Raw genomic sequence first — 16,061 nt, 5'->3', positions numbered from 1 at the left:
AAATGAGACATAATAAAAAATTCAACCATTTAGGTCGTACTGCTTCTCACAGAAACGCAATGTTGTCAAACATGGCATGTTCTTTGATCAAGCACAAAAGAATCACTACGACTGTTGCGAAGGCTAAAGCTTTGAAAAAGTTCGTTGAGCCTCTGATTACTAAGTCTAAAGAAGACACAACTAACTCACGTCGTGTTGTATTTAGCAACTTGCAAGACAAATTCGCTGTAACTGAACTGTTCAAAGAAATCTCTGTAAAGGTTGCAGATCGTCCGGGTGGTTACACTCGTATCATCAAGACTGGTCACCGTTTGGGTGATAACGCAGAAATGTGTTTCATCGAACTGGTTGATTACAATGAGAACATGGCTAAGTCAGCTGCTAAGAAAGCTACTCGTACTCGTCGTTCTAAGAAATCTGCTGCTGCAACTGAAGCACCTGCTGAAGCTACAGAAGCTACTACAGAGGAAGCCCCTAAAGCTGAATAATTCTGTAAGATACTATATATTAAAAGCCGGACATTTAGTCCGGCTTTTTTTGTTCCTGTATGCTTACATATCCTTGCCCTTGTGTTTCGGCATGTCTGCTCTAATCAAGTATGGATGGTGAAGCCTGCATTTTGACGGGTGATATGTGGGCTACACCTCTGCATAAAACAATGGCGGCTGCACTATATACACTTTTATAGTGGCAGTCGCCATTGTTTTATGCTAACTGTCGTTTCAGCGGTACTGATATCCGCACTGCCGGTGACGTTTTGTCTGCACACCTTCGCAGCATTGTGATTATTATTGTCTGATGCGACTTATTCGATGGTGATTCCCATCTTTCTCATCAGGAAGCAGGCATTCATGTTCTGCGCGATCCCCTTTCGCAACTTGTAGGAGAAACTCAATTCGTCGTTCCGGATATCCGCCTCAAAGCAGTAGTTGGCGATGTGCTCCGGAAACTGATTGACCAGTTCCCCCAACAACAGGTCGTGCGTGGCTATGATGCCGTTTGCCTTCAGGCCGATTAACTGCTTCATCAAGTCGAATGAACCCTTCTGTTTGTCGGTAGAATTGGTTCCCTTCAAGATCTCATCCAATATGATGAACAGTTCCCTGCCTTCATTCAGCCAGTCAATGATTCTTTTCAACCGCTTCAGTTCCGCGAAGAAATACGATTCATTCTCACTGAGCGAGTCAGAGGTCCGTAGGCTGGTTACCAATTCCGCCGGATACACTTCCATCGATTCACAACACACAGGAAGGCCATTACATGCCAGCAGATAGTTCGTACCTATGGTCCTCAGATACGTACTTTTCCCAGCCATATTTGCCCCTGTAACGATGAGGAAGAAAGGTTTCACCGGAATCTCCACATCATTCTTCACACACTGCGTTTCCTTCATCAGCGGGTGGCCCATGTTCCGTGCCTTCAGGCAGAAGGGCTCCGGCGAGATAACCGGATACTGATATCCGGGATGATTAAAGGCGAAGACCCCCAGTGAACAGAGCGCATCCATCCGTCCCACAGTCTCCAGCCATCCTGCCAGATACCTTCCGTATTTCTGTTTCCATCCCTCGATCCGTACAATCTGATGGAGCTGGAAGAAGACACTGCCTTCCAGGATGACATACAACAACTGATTGTTCCGCAGGTCCATCCGGTCCAGCTCTTTCGAAAGCTCCTGTAATGCCTCAGAAGGCGATTTTCCGTCGATTTTCAGCGCTTTCATCCATTCCCTGATCATTTCCGCCTTCCACTCCTGGCGTTCGCTCAGAGCGATTAATTGCGCGTAACAGCTTAATACCTTCAACTTCCGGTTGTACTCCTCCTGTACCGAAGTCGCACGCCGGATGATACCGAAACTGATGATGACAAATCCCATGAATGAAAATCCCACCCATGTCAGGGAGATGATTCCGGCAACTCCCAGGATGAGCAGCACCAGATTGATGCCCGGAACGGCCCAGCAAACCGCCTTTACCCACGGATACCGTTTCATCCATCCAGCCTGTTCCATCCACTTCCCAATCTCCTGAATATCCGTATCCTTGCATTCATGAATGAGTCCGGTCAGTTGAAACCGCTCGCAGAACTCCCTTCTCTCCGATACATCTTTCACCCCTTCCTGACGACGCTCGATAGCCTCCTTATCCGTAAGATGCTTCATCAGCCACGCTGCCAGCGTACGCTTTCCGATGCTTGTACACGTACGGTTGATAGCCTGAAAAAGCGATTTCTCCCCGAAAAGGTCGATGTCGAAGGCATACGGATGCTCCGGATCGATAAACTCTTTTCCTCCGTCAAATCCCGAGTAATCGTTTTCCAGTCCTTGCCATTCCTTGCGGTTGATGTCCAGCTGCATTTCCAGCCACTCCTTCCGGTTGAACAGCCGGTTATGCACTTTCATCAGCCACAAAAACGGCAGGAAGAACACTCCCGCGCCCAGCACAATCATCCAGTTCTCCTCCTTTCTCAGGTAGACCACCGCTCCGATGAGCAGTAGAAACGCCAGTACCCTCAACCAACTGATGCGGGTGATTTTCTCTTTGATTGCCCGTAACTCCGCTTCCCCCGATGCGATTCTGTTACGGTACCATTCCTTTGCATTTTCCATGTGTTTTCTTTTTAAGTATATGATTCAGCCGATAAACCATTCGGCCCGTCCGAAAGCTTATCAGCGTATCATTCTGTTGCATAAAAACAAAAATCCGCCATCTTGTCCTGTACATTACGAAAAGGCAAGAAGGCGGATTATATCACTTCCGGTTACTCAGTCACCGGTTAGAATTCAGCGTTGCGCGGTGTACGCGGGAACGGGATGACGTCACGGATGTTAGCCATACCGGTAACGAACAGCAGCAGGCGTTCGAATCCCAGTCCGAATCCTGAATGAGGACAAGAACCGTACTTACGGGTATCCAGGTACCACCACATATCCTTCATCGGAATATTCAGTTCCTGAATACGAGTCAGCAGCTTGTCGTAGTCGGCCTCACGCTCTGAACCACCGATGATTTCTCCAATCTTCGGGAACAATACGTCCATGGCGCGAACCGTCTTGCCGTCTTCGTTCTGCTTCATATAGAAAGCCTTGATTTCCTTCGGATAGTCGGTCAGGATTACCGGACGCTTGAAGTGCTCTTCAACCAGGAAGCGTTCGTGTTCTGAAGCCAGGTCAACTCCCCAGTAAACCGGGAATTCGAACTTGTGTCCGTTGGCAACAGCCTCTTCCAGGATCTTGATACCCTCTGTATAAGGCAAGCGTACGAACGATTCCTTCAGTACTCCCTGCAGACGTTCGATCAGTCCCTTGTCGAACATATCGTTCAGGAACTTCACATCGTCATAGCAGTTGTCGAGAGCCCACTGTACACAGAACTTGATGAACTCCTCTGCCAGGTCCATGTTGTCATTGATGTCGTTGAAAGCCACTTCAGGTTCAATCATCCAGAACTCAGCCAGGTGACGCGGAGTATTTGAGTTTTCTGCACGGAAAGTAGGACCGAACGTATAGATGGCTCCCAGTGCCGTTGCAGCCAATTCTCCTTCCAGCTGTCCGGATACCGTCAGACTGGCCTGCTTTCCAAAGAAATCGTTGTCATAAATAATAGAACCGTTTTCATCCTTCTTCAGATCGTACAGGTTCATGGTAGTCACCTGGAACATCTGTCCGGCACCTTCACAGTCGGAAGCTGTGATCAGCGGAGTATGGAAATAGAAGAAGCCACGGTCGTGGAAGAACTTGTGGATGGCGATAGCCATGTTGTGACGGATACGGAACACTGCACCGAAAGTGTTTGTACGCGGACGCAGGTGAGCGATCTCACGCAGGAACTCCATAGAGTGTCCCTTCTTCTGCAGCGGATACGTGTTGTCGCAAGTACCCAGCACCACCATTTCACGTGCCTGAATTTCGGCAGCCTGTCCGGCACCTACCGATTCTACCAGCTCACCGTTTACGCTGATACATGCTCCGGTAGTAATCTGCTTCAGCAGTTCCTCGTCGAAGTTGGCCAGGTCGACTACAATCTGCACATTATTTATAGTAGAACCGTCATTCAGGGCGATAAAGTTTACCTGTTTGCTACCGCGGCGGGTACGTACCCAACCTTTTACATTGACCATCGCACCGAAATCACGGCGTTTCAGCAAGTCAACAATTTTTGTTCTACGAATTGTTTCCATTTTTCTTTCTTTTTATAGTACAAGCACGGTCCACTTTTCCGGTCCGGTCTTCCGCCGTCATCCCTGAAAGGTGTACCGTGCCTGTAACGTTATTGCACAGTATTAAAAATCTATTTATTCAAAAGACCCCATGCGGAGGATGTTTACTTCCTGTTCTGTCAGGTAACGCCAGTCACCGCGGCGAAGTCCCTTCTTGGTCAGTCCCGCAAAATATACACGGTCGAGCTTGATGACACGGTATCCCAGCGATTCGAAGATACGGCGTACGATACGGTTCTTTCCAGAGTGAATTTCAATACCCACCTGCGACTTGTCGGTATCCGATGCATAGCTTACCGCATCTGCGTGGATTTCTCCGTCGTCCAGTGTGATACCCGATACAATCTGGTCCAGGTCCGCTTTCGTCACGTTCTTGTCACAATATACGTGATAGATTTTCTTCTTCAAGAATTTCGGGTGTGTCAGTTTCGAAGCCAGGTCACCGTCGTTGGTCAGCAGCAATACACCTGTAGTGTTTCTGTCCAGACGACCTACCGGGTAGATACGCTCCTTGCAGGCACCTTTTACGTAATCCATTACCGTCTTGCGTTCCTGCGGGTCATCCGATGTCGTTACACAGTCCTTCGGCTTGTTCAGCAACACGTATACCTTACGCTCGATGCTTACCGGCTGATCGTGGAACTTCACTTCATCCGTACGCTTCACCTTGGTTCCCAGTTCTGTTACCACCTCACCGTTTACAGAGATTACCCCTGCGGTGATAAACTCATCCGCCTCACGGCGTGAGCAGATACCGGCATTTGCCAGAAACTTGTTCAGACGAATCGGTTCATCCGGATCAGTAAGCACATCCTTATATTCGATCTGCTTCTTCATGCTGTATTTCGCATTCGGATTATAGTCGGCCGTACGAGGACGATAGCCTCCCTGCTGGCGGTTGCCATAACCACCCTGCTGTCCGCCATTGTTGTAACGGGGACGCTGCTGGCGATATCCTCCTTCACCCTGTCCGCCATTGTTGTTGAAGCGCGGACGGAATCTACGTGCTTCACCGCCTTCTTCGTTGTTGTTGAAGCGCGGAGTGTACGGGCGCTGCGGACGTCCGCCATTGTTATTGTTGAAACGCGGATTATATCCCTGGCGTTCTCCTCCTTCCTGCTTGTTGCCGTATGCAGGACGGTACGGACGCTGCTGACGATAACCTCCTTCACCCTGTCCGCCATTGTTGTTGTTGAAGCGCGGACGATACGGACGCTGTTCACCGTTTCCGCCGTTGTTGAAGTTCGGGTTGTAAGAAGAACGGTACGGACGCTCTCCGCCCTCTGCATTGTTGAAACGCGGACGCCGTCCATAATTGTTTCCTCCCTCATTACGGCTGTATTTGTTGTAAGATTTGTAACCGTCTCGGCCAGACTGGCTGAATTCGCCATTTTGTCTGTTTTCTTTTTCTGTCATAAAATTAAATTTAATGAATTAGTAAATGTACCCTCTCGGGCAGAATTATATCAGTTTTTTTAAAGTTTGTTTCAATTACATACCCGTATAGTTGTGCGGTGTGATGGCACGCAGCTCCTTCTTGATCTCTTCACTCACATTCAATGTCTCAATGAATTCCTTGATAGAACTTTCATTGATGGCCTGGTTGGTGCGGGTCAATGCCTTCAGTGCTTCGTATGGATGCGGATAAGCCTCACGGCGCAGAATTGTCTGGATGGCTTCTGCCACTACGCTCCAGCAGTTGTCAAGATCCTCATAAATCTTGTGCTCGTTCAGCAGGAGCTTGCCCAGTCCCTTGAGTGAGCTCTGGATGGCGATGATGATGTGTCCGAACGGAACACCCACGTTACGCAGCACCGTAGAGTCGGTCAGGTCGCGCTGCAGACGAGAAACCGGCAGTTTGCTTGACAGGTGCTCCAGGATTGCGTTGGCCATACCCAGATTTCCTTCTGCATTCTCAAAGTCAATCGGGTTCACCTTGTGCGGCATGGCACTTGAACCAACCTCACCGGCTTTGATCTTCTGCTTGAAGTATTCCATGGAGATATACTGCCAGAAGTCACGGTTCATGTCAATCATGATGGTATTGATACGCTTCATGGCATCGAAGATAGCTCCCAGGTTGTCGTAGTTGGAAATCTGAGTCGTGTATTCCTCACGCTCCAGTCCCAGTTTCTCAGCTACGAAACGGTTACCGAATGCCTTCCAGTCGAATTCCGGATAAGCCACGTGGTGTGCGTTGTAGTTACCGGTAGCACCACCGAACTTGGCAGTAATCGGACAAGCCTTCAGCGCAGCCAGCTGTCTGTTCAGACGGTAAGCGAATACCATGATTTCTTTTCCCAGACGGGTAGGAGAGGCCGGCTGTCCGTGAGTCTTTGCCAGCATCGGGATATCCTTCCATTCTTCAGCATAGGCTGTCAGCTGGTCAATCAGCTTCTGGATTTGCGGATAATACACCTCTTCCAGCGCTTCCTTGATAGACAAAGGCACTGAAGTGTTGTTGATATCCTGTGATGTCAGTCCGAAGTGGATAAATTCCTTGTAAGCCTCCAGACCTCCCAGTTTGTCGAACTCTTCCTTGATGAAATACTCAACAGCCTTCACGTCGTGGTTAGTAACACTCTCAATTTCTTTGATACGCTGTGCATCCTTCTCTGAAAAATTGCGGTAGATGTTACGCAATGCCTCAAAGCGGCTGGAATCAAAATCCTTTAACTGCGGCAAGGGCAGTTCACACAGGGTAATGAAGTATTCAATTTCTACCTGCACGCGGTATTTAATCAGCGCGTATTCAGAAAAATAAGCAGCCAAAGCTCCTGCTTTGCCTCTGTATCGACCGTCAATCGGTGAGATCGCTGTGAGTAAATCAAGCTCCATCATGTTTTATAAAAATATTTTAGAATCTGAAATTAATGATCATTGATTTAGGAGTGCAAATTTAATTCTTTTTCTTCAGTAAATGGCGCTAGTACAGAAAAGTTTAGCATTTATTTGTCTTTGGCATTGCAAACGGCGACTGTTTTGTGCCCGATTGTGATGATTTTCATTGTTTTTGACCTTCTTTCAGCTTCTGTTTTCCAGGTAACGGGCAGGGCTTGGGTAACCGGCCGTTGTCTTGTGTGTTTTCTTTCATTATGCGTGTGGCATTTCCCTGCGGGCTTTTTCTGAAAGGCCGCCACCTTTTGGGAAAAACCCGCCATGTTTCAGCACTTGCACTTCCGTCTTTTCCGGGATTTTTCTTTTTCTGTGCGCCTCCTTTCCGTAATCTGTTTTTCGGCCGTCAGTATATCCGTCCGATGCCCTCTTTTTGAAGGCTTCTGGCAGTCGTTGACATCCGGCTTTGCGACGGCTGTATTCCGTTAATCAGAGCACTTCCTATCCCTTGTCTTAGTGATAATTACCCTTTCCCCGGACCGGATCTCCGGTATTTTCTGCCTTTTTACAAATATTTTAGCCTGAAACTCTTCAAGTAAGTCGTCCGAAAATATAAAATTCGTATATTTGCAGCCGAAAAAACGATAAAAACAATGGAATTACCAAAAGATCCGATGATGTTGTTCAGTTTTGTAAACATGAAACTGAGAGATTGTTACTCTTCACTCGATGAGTTGTGTGAAGATTTGAATGTTAAAAAAGAGAGTTTGCTGGATACACTGAAAGCAGTGGGATTTGAATACGACCAGTCTCAAAACCGTTTCTGGTAACGCTTTTAGAGAGAATTCTTCTTGTGTTGACACTAAGGCATCAGAATAAAAATAGAAAAAACAAGAATACCATGGTAAAGAAAATTGTAATTAGTTGGCTGTTCATGGCCCTATTGTGCTTACCGGTTCTGGCCCAGATGCAGAATCCGATCAAGTTTAAAACCGAATGGAAGGAAATTTCGTCTACCGAGGCTGAAATTGTCTTTTCCGGAACAATTGACGATGGCTGGCACGTATATTCTACCAATCTGGGAGATGGAGGACCTACCTCAGCCACATTTAATATTGATGAGATCAAAGGTGCTGAAGTCGTAGGAGAACTGAAGGCTGTCGGCAACGAAGTGGAAGTGATGGACCCGGTTTTCGAAATGATGGTCCGTTTCTTCGAAGGCTCAGTGAAATTCGTGCAGAAAGTCAAACTGACCGGCGGTGACTATAAGGTAACCGGTTATCTGCAGTATGGAGCCTGCGACGACCAGAGCTGTCTGCCTCCTACCAGTGTGGACTTCTCCTACAGCGGAACTGTTGCCCAGAAGGGTGGGGCTGCTCCGGTGAAAGCGGCCGGTGCGGTAGCCGAGAAAACAGCGGCTGAAGTAAAGGCCGGTGATGTACAGGAACAGGTGGTTGTAGTAGAAGAACTTCCGGCTCAGACGGATTCAGTGGCTGCTCCTCAGGCTGCAGCCGGTGCCAAGGATTACTGGGCTCCGGTGATCGGTGAGCTGAACAACTTTGGAGAACATGTAGAACAGGATTCTCATTCTTGGATCTATATCTTCTTCACCGGTTTCGTGGGCGGTCTGCTGGCACTGTTTACTCCTTGTGTGTGGCCGATTATCCCGATGACGGTCAGCTTCTTCCTGAAACGTACAAAGGATAAGAAAAAAGGAATCCGTGACGCCTGGACATACGGTGCTTCTATCGTAGTTATTTATGTGGCACTGGGACTGGCTGTGACACTGATTTTCGGTGCAAGTGCCCTGAACGCATTGTCTACCAATGCCATCTTCAACATCTTCTTCTTCCTGATGCTGGTGGTCTTTGCCGCTTCTTTCTTCGGAGCGTTCGAGATTACCCTGCCCTCGAAGTGGAGCAACGCCGTTGACAGCAAGGCCGAACAGACTACCGGTCTGTTGAGTATCTTCCTGATGGCCTTTACCCTGTCACTGGTATCTTTCTCTTGTACCGGTCCGATCATCGGTTTCCTGCTCGTGGAAGTATCGACTACAGGCAGTGTAATTGCTCCGGCTATCGGAATGCTGGGATTTGCCATCGCACTGGCATTGCCGTTTACCCTGTTTGCCATGTTCCCGTCATGGCTGAAGTCAATGCCGAAATCAGGTGGCTGGATGAACGTCATCAAGGTTACCCTGGGCTTCCTGGAACTGGCGTTTGCCCTCAAGTTCCTGTCGGTAGCCGACCTGGCCTATGGTTGGGGTATCCTCGACCGCGAAGCCTTCCTGTCACTCTGGATCATCATCTTCGGTCTGCTCGGACTTTATCTGCTGGGTAAAATCAAATTCGCCCACGACGACGATAATGATAAGGTAGGCGTTACCCGTTTCTTCATGGCCCTGATTTCCCTGGCCTTTGCGGTTTATATGATTCCGGGTCTTTGGGGAGCTCCTCTGAAGGCTGTCAGTGCATTTGCTCCGCCAATGCAGACTCAGGATTTCAACCTTTATAAGAACGAAGTTCACGCCAAGTTTACCGACTACGATGCCGGTATGGAATATGCCCGTCAGAACGGCAAGCCGGTGATGATTGACTTTACCGGATACGGTTGTGTGAACTGCCGTAAGATGGAGCTGGCCGTATGGACCGATCCGAAAGTAGGCAAACTGCTGAATGAAGACTATGTACTGATTACTCTGTATGTAGACGAAAAGACCAAGTTGCCCGAACCGATCAAGATTGTAGAAAACGGTTCGGAACGTACCTTGCGTACCGTAGGCGACAAGTGGAGCTACCTGCAGCGCTCTAAGTTCGGTGCCAACGCACAGCCGTTCTACGTATTGCTCGACAACGAAGGAAAACCGTTGAACAAGTCGTATGCATACGACGAAGACATCGCCAAGTATGTAGACTTCCTTGAAACCGGCTTGAAGAATTACAAGAAATAATCCATCTTCCGGATAGCAGGCGGTTTCTCCGCCTGTATATGACGTGCGGATTTGCCGTGTCGGAGCTTCTTTCCGGCGGCAGGTCCGCACGTCTGCTGTGTAAGACTATCAGTCGTTCAACAGATTATGTCAAAAATCAATAAAATCCTTTGTTGATTAAAAAGAAATGTTGTACCTTTGCAAGCCGATTATTATCAAATAGTGAAAAAAGCCCGAAATTTCCGCGTCTTCTTTGTCCGGGAAGTACGGAAGCTAGGGAATTGTTTTTTAGTAGTTAACATTTTAAAAAAGAATTAAGAGTGGATACTTTAAGTTACAAGACCATTTCTGCAAACAAGGAAACTGCAACAAAAGAATGGGTTGTAGTTGATGCTACCGATCAGGTTGTAGGCCGTCTCGGTGCAAAAGTTGCAAAGTTGTTGAGAGGTAAGTACAAACCAAACTTTACTCCTCACGTAGACTGCGGTGATAATGTGATCATTATCAATGCTGACAAAGTGAAATTTACAGGTAACAAGTGGAATGACAAAGTTTACCTGAGCTACACTGGTTATCCAGGTGGACAGCGTGAAATCACTCCTGCCCGCTTGATGGCAAAACCTAACGGCGCTGAAAAACTGATGAAGAAAGTCGTTAAGGGTATGCTTCCTAAGAACCGTCTGGGAGCAAAATTGCTGGGTAACTTGTATGTTTACGAAGGTGCTGAACACAAACACGAGGCTCAGACTCCGAAAGTAATTGATATTAACACACTTAAATAATAAAGAATGGAAGTAGTAAATGCATTAGGCAGACGTAAAAGCGCTATCGCACGCGTTTTCGTAAGCGAAGGTACAGGAAAGATTACTATTAACAAGAGAGACCTTGCACAGTACTTTCCATCAACTATCCTGCAGTATGTAGTTAAACAGCCGTTGAACAAATTGGAAGTGGCTGAAAAATATGATATTAAAGTTAACTTGTGTGGCGGTGGATTCACTGGTCAGTCTCAGGCTCTGCGTCTGGCTATCGCCCGTGCACTGGTTAAAATCAATCCGGAAGACAAGAAGACTCTTCGTGCTGAAGGTTTCATGACTCGTGACCCACGTACTGTGGAACGTAAGAAACCGGGACGTCCGAAAGCTCGTCGTAGATTCCAGTTCAGTAAACGTTAAGCTTTTGAGTTTGTTAGTTTTTAAGTTGGTAAGTTTGTGTAAAGTAATCGGTCACGCTGAAACTTGCAACTGACTCGAAACTTAGAAACTCAAAAACTTAAAACGAAAAGCGTTTAGTATCTAAACCATCGGGACTTTTTTCTGCCGCGGTTGCAGAATGACTACCTGATAGTTGGTTTAATTAACAAAAAAGAAAGTAAACGATTTAAAGATTAAAACAATGTCAAGAGTAAATTTTGATACATTATTGGAGGCTGGTTGCCACTTCGGACACTTGAAGAGAAAGTGGAACCCTGCAATGGCTCCTTATATTTTTATGGAACGCAACGGTATCCATATCATCGACCTGAACAAAACCGTTGTAAAAGTGGAAGAAGCTGCTGAAGCTTTGAAGCAGATCGCAAAATCAGGAAAGAAAATCCTGTTCGTTGCTACTAAGAAACAAGCTAAGCAGGTAGTAGCTGAGAAAGCTGCTTCTGTAAATATGCCTTATGTAATTGAACGTTGGCCGGGCGGTATGCTGACTAACTTCCCTACTATCCGTAAGGCTGTGAAGAAAATGGCTACTATCGATAAGCTGACTAACGATGGTACTTACTCAAACCTGTCAAAGAGAGAAATCCTTCAGATCTCTCGTCAGCGTGCTAAACTGGAAAAGAACCTCGGTTCTATCGCTGACCTGACTCGTCTGCCGTCTGCATTGTTCGTAATCGACGTATTGAAGGAAAACATCGCAGTTCGCGAAGCTAACCGTCTGGGTATTCCTGTATTTGCAATCGTAGATACTAACTCAGATCCTACAAACGTAGACTACGTAATCCCGGCTAACGATGACGCTACAAAATCTGTAGAAGTTATCCTGGATGCTTGCTGCGCTGCTATGGCAGAAGGTTTGGAAGAAAGAAAGGCTGAAAAAGTAGATATGGAAGCTGCTGGCGAAAACGCTCCTAAGGCTGCCAAGAAAAAAACTACTAAGGCTCGCATGGATAAGGCAGAAGAAGATGCCATCAATGCTGCTAAGGCTGCCGCTTTCATCGACAAGGAAGAAGCTTAATCATTTGGATTAATCGGGCATAATGGAACGCGGATTCATGCAGATTTTCACCGCAGATTTTTTTCGTAAGAATATCTGCTGAAATCTGTAGGAATCTGCGTTTCTTTTGTTATTTTTGAATATTGATTTATTAACCTGATAAAAAAGAAATTTACTATGGCTGTAAGTATGGCTGATATCACCAAGCTTCGTAAAATGACTGGAGCTGGTATGATGGACTGTAAGAATGCTTTGACTGAATCAGAAGGCGATTTCGACAAGGCAGTGGAAATTATCCGTAAAAAAGGACAGGCAGTAGCTGCAAAACGTTCTGACCGTGAAACTTCAGAAGGTTGTGTATTGGCTAAGTCAACAGGTGATTATGCTGCTATGATCGCTTTGAAGTGTGAAACTGACTTCGTTGCTAAGAACGCTGATTTCGTAGCTCTGACTCAGGCTATCCTGGATGCTGCTATCGCTAACAAATGTCAGAACCTGGATGAAGTAAAAGCATTGCCTATGGGTAGCGGTACAATCGCTGATGCTATCGTTGAACGCAGCGGTATCACTGGTGAAAAGACTGAACTCGACGGTTACTTCTTTGTTTCAGGTGCTTGCACTGCAGTTTACAACCACCAGAATAAGAACCAGTTGTGTACAATTGTTGCATTCAACAAGCCTTGCGCTGACCAGGTTGCACACGAAATCTGTATGCAGATCGCTGCTATGAACCCGATCGCTATCGACGAAGCAGGTGTTCCTGAATCTGTAAAGGAAAACGAAATCAACGTAGCTATCGAAAAGACAAAAGCAGAACAGGTACAGAAGGCTGTAGAAGCTGCATTGAAGAAAGCCGGCTTCAACCTGTATATCGCTGAAAACGAAGAACACCTGAACGAAGGTATCATGAAGGGTTCTATCACTGAAGCTCAGGCTGATGAAATCCGCAAGATCAAGGAAACTGTAGCTGCTGAAAAGAGCGCTAACTTGCCGGAACAGATGATCCAGAACATTGCTAAAGGTCGTTTGGGCAAATTCTTCAAGGAAGTTTGTCTGTTGAACCAGGAAAGCATTATGGATCCGAAGAAGACAGTTGCTGAAGTATTGAAGGCTGCTGATGCAGAACTGACTGTAACTGACTTCAAGCGTTTCACTTTGCGTGCTGAATAATCAGATACTCAGAGATACTGATATAGAAACAGGCTGTGCCTTCCGGCGCAGCCTGTTTTGCGTTATTATGGCGGGTATTCCCGACGTTGTCTGACTGGCAGTCATTTATTTGGTCTGGCTGTATCCTTCTTCTTTCAGGAGGTCGATGATCCGCTGGCGGAATTCTCCCTGAATCAGGATGTCTCCGTCTTTTACCGAACCGCCTACTCCGCATTTGGTCTTCAGCAGTTTTCCCAGTTCCTTCAGGTTGTCTTCACTTCCGGTGAAACCGCTCACTACCGTCACGGTTTTTCCTCCTCTTCCTTTCTTCTCGATACTGACTCTCAGTTTCTGCTGCCGTTTCTCGGGCGTTGCCACCTCTTCTTTCTCCTCCTCTTCGTAGCGGAAATCGGGGTTGGTGGAGTATACGATGTTCAGGCGGCTTTTCCAATCATTATTTTTCATTGTTCAGCTTTGTTTATGGTTGAATGAGGCTCAAATTTACGCCATTATTTTGCAATACGCAAATTTCCGCTCTATGATACAGGCCCTTAAATCAGCCCGTAAATATTTCTTCCATCGTTTATTTTTTTCAAATAAATAGATTACTTTTGCATATAAAGAAGAAACAATTATTGGCAGAAATGGCAGGAAAAAACCTTAGAAATACAGATAAAATACCCGAACCCACTTTACGTAGGCTTCCCTGGTATCTCTCGAATGCAAAGCTGATGAGAGAAAGGGGAGAGAAGTATGTTTCTTCTACTCAGATCTCGAAGCAGATTAATATTGACGCGTCGCAGATTGCCAAGGATCTGTCGTATGTAAATATCTCTGGCCGTACGCGTGTGGGATATGAGACGGCGCAACTGGTCCGGGTGCTTGAGGATTTTCTGGGATTTACCAACATTCATCGGGCTTATCTGTTTGGGGTGGGAAGCCTGGGAGGGGCTTTGCTCAGTGACTCCGGACTTTCGCATTTCGGCCTGGAAATCGTGGGGGCTTTCGATGTAAAGCCGGAACTGGTAGGCAAGACTGTCAACGGTATCCCGGTGTATCATACCGACGAATTTGAGGCCCGTATGCAGCAGGATCAGGTCAGAATCGGGGTGCTTACCGTGCCGATTGCCATTGCACAGGAAATCACGGATAAGATGGTGGCCGGAGGAATCCGGGCCGTATGGAACTTTACTCCTTTCCGGATTCGGGTCCCTGAAGGGATTGTGGTGCAGAATACCTCATTGTACGCTCATTTGGCTGTAATGTTTAACCGCTTGAACGAAGCAATCAAGAAATAGTTGTTGTATGAAAATAATTGCGATAGGAATGAATTATCCGTTGCATTGCAAGGAGTTGCATGCAGAAGAGGCACTGCCGCAGGAACCGGTGATTTTCATGAAGCCCGATTCGGCATTGCTGAAGGACGGAAAGCCGTTTTTTATCCCTGATTTCTGTGAGCAGTTGGATTATGAGACGGAACTGGTAGTACGTATTAACCGCTTGGGAAAGAATATTTCCGAGCGCTTCGCACACCGCTATTACGATGCGGTAACGGTGGGTATCGACTTTACGGCGCGTGACCTGCAGCGGAAGTTCCGTGCGGAAGGCAAACCGTGGGAACTGTGCAAGGGCTTTGATAATTCGGCGGCTGTGGGCGACTGGATACCGGTAAGCCGTTTCGAGGATATCCAGCGCGTGGGTTTCCATCTGGACATTGACGGGGTAACCGTACAGCAGGGAAATACCGCGGATATGCTGTTTCACATCGACCGGGTAATCGCCTACGTGAGCCAGTTCTGCACACTGAAAATCGGTGACCTGCTGTTTACCGGAACTCCTGCCGGAGTCGGACCGGTGAAGATCGGCAATCACCTGGAGGGATATTTGGAAAATGAAAAAGTCTTAGATTTTTATATACGATGAAGATACGGGTAGGTTTTGGATTTGACGTTCACCAGCTGGTGGAGGGACGCGAGTTGTGGCTGGGAGGAATCCGCTTGGAACACGAGAAGGGATTGCTCGGCCATTCGGATGCCGACGTGCTGATACATGCGATTTGCGACGCGCTCCTGGGGGCTGCCAATATGCGCGACATCGGTTATCATTTTCCGGACAATGCCGGAGAATACAAGAATATAGACAGCAAGATTCTGCTTGCCAAAACGGTGGATTTGCTGGCAGGCAAAGGTTACCGGATAGGGAATATTGATGCAACGGTCTGTGCCGAGCGTCCGAAGCTGAAAGCACGGATTCCGGAGATGCAGCAGGTGCTGGCCGAAGTGATGGGAATCGATTCAGATGAGGTTTCCATCAAGGCTACCACAACCGAGAAACTGGGTTTCACGGGCAGGGAAGAAGGTATCTCTGCCTATGCGACAGTGCTGATTGAACGGGATTGATTCCGACATTGATAATGGGCTTTTCTGATAGATTTTAGGGTATCAGAAAAGCCTTTTTTGTTCAGGATACTCACATAAATGTAAAAAAATAAGTCGGAACAGCACTCTTTATTAAAATGGTTACCCATTGTATTTCAGCGATATAAGTACACTTTTTAGACTTTTTAGTAGTTTGTACAAAAATGGATAATTTCTGTATGATTTCATACAAAAGGTCTGTGTATTTGCTATATAATTGCACGCTGAAAGGGCATCTCTGGACAACTTTGAAAAACGGATGAAGGCTTTTTTTAGGTGGCAGGATTTGTGTGGAGATGCAGTTCCAA

At 46.9% G+C, this 16,061-nt stretch carries 15 protein-coding genes; 10 read left to right on the top strand and 5 right to left on the bottom strand.

Features of this window, described 5'->3' with window-relative positions; all coding sequences use genetic code 11:
- Positions 1-2 precede the first annotated feature (2 nt).
- Positions 3-488, top strand: coding sequence for a 50S ribosomal protein L17 (gene rplQ / locus H3001_RS02055; protein WP_178245141.1), 486 nt, complete (start codon positions 3-5; stop codon positions 486-488).
- 317 nt (positions 489-805) lie between these two features.
- Here the strand turns inward: rplQ and H3001_RS02050 are convergent, their stop codons facing one another.
- From H3001_RS02050 to purB, 4 genes are all read right to left on the bottom strand, one after another.
- Positions 806-2,605, bottom strand: a complete 1,800-nt coding sequence (locus H3001_RS02050) for a MutS family DNA mismatch repair protein (RefSeq protein ID WP_181213957.1) — start codon at positions 2,603-2,605, stop codon at positions 806-808.
- Between the two features lie 167 nt (positions 2,606-2,772).
- Positions 2,773-4,176, bottom strand: a complete 1,404-nt coding sequence (gene asnS, locus H3001_RS02045) for an asparagine--tRNA ligase (RefSeq protein ID WP_181213956.1) — start codon at positions 4,174-4,176, stop codon at positions 2,773-2,775.
- Between the two features lie 114 nt (positions 4,177-4,290).
- Positions 4,291-5,631, bottom strand: a complete 1,341-nt coding sequence (locus H3001_RS02040; protein WP_178245147.1) for a pseudouridine synthase — start codon at positions 5,629-5,631, stop codon at positions 4,291-4,293.
- Positions 5,632-5,706: 75 nt separating this feature from the next.
- Entirely contained in the window at positions 5,707-7,053 is a 1,347-nt protein-coding gene (gene purB / locus H3001_RS02035) for an adenylosuccinate lyase (protein ID WP_181213987.1), read from the bottom strand.
- A 650-nt stretch (positions 7,054-7,703) separates the two neighbouring features.
- On the opposite strand from purB, the gene H3001_RS02030 reads away from it, so the two are divergent.
- The 6 genes from H3001_RS02030 (at position 7,704) to tsf (ending at position 13,357) form a co-directional block, all read left to right on the top strand.
- On the top strand, positions 7,704-7,880 hold the full coding sequence (locus tag H3001_RS02030; protein ID WP_178245149.1) for a DUF4250 domain-containing protein: 177 nt from the start codon (positions 7,704-7,706) through the stop codon (positions 7,878-7,880).
- Between the two features lie 71 nt (positions 7,881-7,951).
- Positions 7,952-10,000, top strand: coding sequence for a protein-disulfide reductase DsbD family protein (locus tag H3001_RS02025; protein ID WP_181213955.1), 2,049 nt, complete (start codon positions 7,952-7,954; stop codon positions 9,998-10,000).
- Positions 10,001-10,299: 299 nt separating this feature from the next.
- Positions 10,300-10,761, top strand: coding sequence for a 50S ribosomal protein L13 (gene rplM, locus H3001_RS02020; protein WP_154043086.1), 462 nt, complete (start codon positions 10,300-10,302; stop codon positions 10,759-10,761).
- 6 nt (positions 10,762-10,767) lie between these two features.
- Positions 10,768-11,154, top strand: coding sequence for a 30S ribosomal protein S9 (gene rpsI / locus H3001_RS02015; protein ID WP_178245153.1), 387 nt, complete (start codon positions 10,768-10,770; stop codon positions 11,152-11,154).
- Between the two features lie 220 nt (positions 11,155-11,374).
- Positions 11,375-12,208 carry a 30S ribosomal protein S2 gene (gene rpsB / locus H3001_RS02010; protein WP_178245155.1) on the top strand — a complete coding sequence of 278 codons (834 nt, stop codon included), beginning with the start codon at positions 11,375-11,377 and terminating at the stop codon, positions 12,206-12,208.
- Between the two features lie 156 nt (positions 12,209-12,364).
- Positions 12,365-13,357 carry a translation elongation factor Ts gene (tsf, locus tag H3001_RS02005; RefSeq protein ID WP_178245157.1) on the top strand — a complete coding sequence of 331 codons (993 nt, stop codon included), beginning with the start codon at positions 12,365-12,367 and terminating at the stop codon, positions 13,355-13,357.
- A 105-nt stretch (positions 13,358-13,462) separates the two neighbouring features.
- Here tsf and H3001_RS02000 read toward each other — a convergent pair whose 3' ends face one another.
- Positions 13,463-13,801: a translation initiation factor gene (locus tag H3001_RS02000; protein WP_178245159.1), complete on the bottom strand. Its 339-nt coding sequence runs from the start codon at positions 13,799-13,801 to the stop codon at positions 13,463-13,465.
- A gap of 179 nt (positions 13,802-13,980) precedes the next feature.
- On the opposite strand from H3001_RS02000, the gene H3001_RS01995 reads away from it, so the two are divergent.
- The 3 genes from H3001_RS01995 to ispF are packed head-to-tail and all read left to right on the top strand — an operon-like array spanning position 13,981 to position 15,735.
- Complete coding sequence (locus tag H3001_RS01995; RefSeq protein ID WP_178245161.1) at positions 13,981-14,634, top strand: redox-sensing transcriptional repressor Rex; 654 nt, start codon at positions 13,981-13,983, stop codon at positions 14,632-14,634.
- Positions 14,635-14,641: 7 nt separating this feature from the next.
- Positions 14,642-15,259 (top strand): fumarylacetoacetate hydrolase family protein, encoded by a 618-nt coding sequence (locus H3001_RS01990; protein WP_178245163.1) that lies wholly within the window; start codon positions 14,642-14,644, stop codon positions 15,257-15,259.
- Positions 15,256-15,735, top strand: a complete 480-nt coding sequence (gene ispF, locus H3001_RS01985) for a 2-C-methyl-D-erythritol 2,4-cyclodiphosphate synthase (protein WP_181213954.1) — start codon at positions 15,256-15,258, stop codon at positions 15,733-15,735. The genes H3001_RS01990 and ispF overlap by 4 nt, the downstream gene beginning before the upstream one ends.
- Positions 15,736-16,061: the final 326 nt, after the last annotated feature.

Origin of the sequence: Phocaeicola faecicola, from assembly GCF_013618865.1 — a bacterium.
GTDB lineage: Bacteria > Bacteroidota > Bacteroidia > Bacteroidales > Bacteroidaceae > Phocaeicola > Phocaeicola faecicola.
The sequence above is the reverse complement of the archived record's forward strand: the minus strand, read 5'-3'. Positions and strand labels throughout refer to the sequence as shown.

Coding starts and splice junctions, on each gene's coding strand:
- rplQ (WP_178245141.1), top strand. CDS start 3: ATGAGACATAATAAAAAATTCAACCATTTAGGTCGTACTGCTTCTCAC.
- H3001_RS02050 (WP_181213957.1), bottom strand. CDS start 2,605: ATGGAAAATGCAAAGGAATGGTACCGTAACAGAATCGCATCGGGGGAA.
- asnS (WP_181213956.1), bottom strand. CDS start 4,176: ATGGAAACAATTCGTAGAACAAAAATTGTTGACTTGCTGAAACGCCGT.
- H3001_RS02040 (WP_178245147.1), bottom strand. CDS start 5,631: ATGACAGAAAAAGAAAACAGACAAAATGGCGAATTCAGCCAGTCTGGC.
- purB (WP_181213987.1), bottom strand. CDS start 7,053: ATGGAGCTTGATTTACTCACAGCGATCTCACCGATTGACGGTCGATAC.
- H3001_RS02030 (WP_178245149.1), top strand. CDS start 7,704: ATGGAATTACCAAAAGATCCGATGATGTTGTTCAGTTTTGTAAACATG.
- H3001_RS02025 (WP_181213955.1), top strand. CDS start 7,952: ATGGTAAAGAAAATTGTAATTAGTTGGCTGTTCATGGCCCTATTGTGC.
- rpsI (WP_178245153.1), top strand. CDS start 10,768: ATGGAAGTAGTAAATGCATTAGGCAGACGTAAAAGCGCTATCGCACGC.
- rpsB (WP_178245155.1), top strand. CDS start 11,375: ATGTCAAGAGTAAATTTTGATACATTATTGGAGGCTGGTTGCCACTTC.
- tsf (WP_178245157.1), top strand. CDS start 12,365: ATGGCTGTAAGTATGGCTGATATCACCAAGCTTCGTAAAATGACTGGA.
- H3001_RS02000 (WP_178245159.1), bottom strand. CDS start 13,801: ATGAAAAATAATGATTGGAAAAGCCGCCTGAACATCGTATACTCCACC.
- H3001_RS01995 (WP_178245161.1), top strand. CDS start 13,981: ATGGCAGGAAAAAACCTTAGAAATACAGATAAAATACCCGAACCCACT.
- H3001_RS01990 (WP_178245163.1), top strand. CDS start 14,642: ATGAAAATAATTGCGATAGGAATGAATTATCCGTTGCATTGCAAGGAG.
- ispF (WP_181213954.1), top strand. CDS start 15,256: ATGAAGATACGGGTAGGTTTTGGATTTGACGTTCACCAGCTGGTGGAG.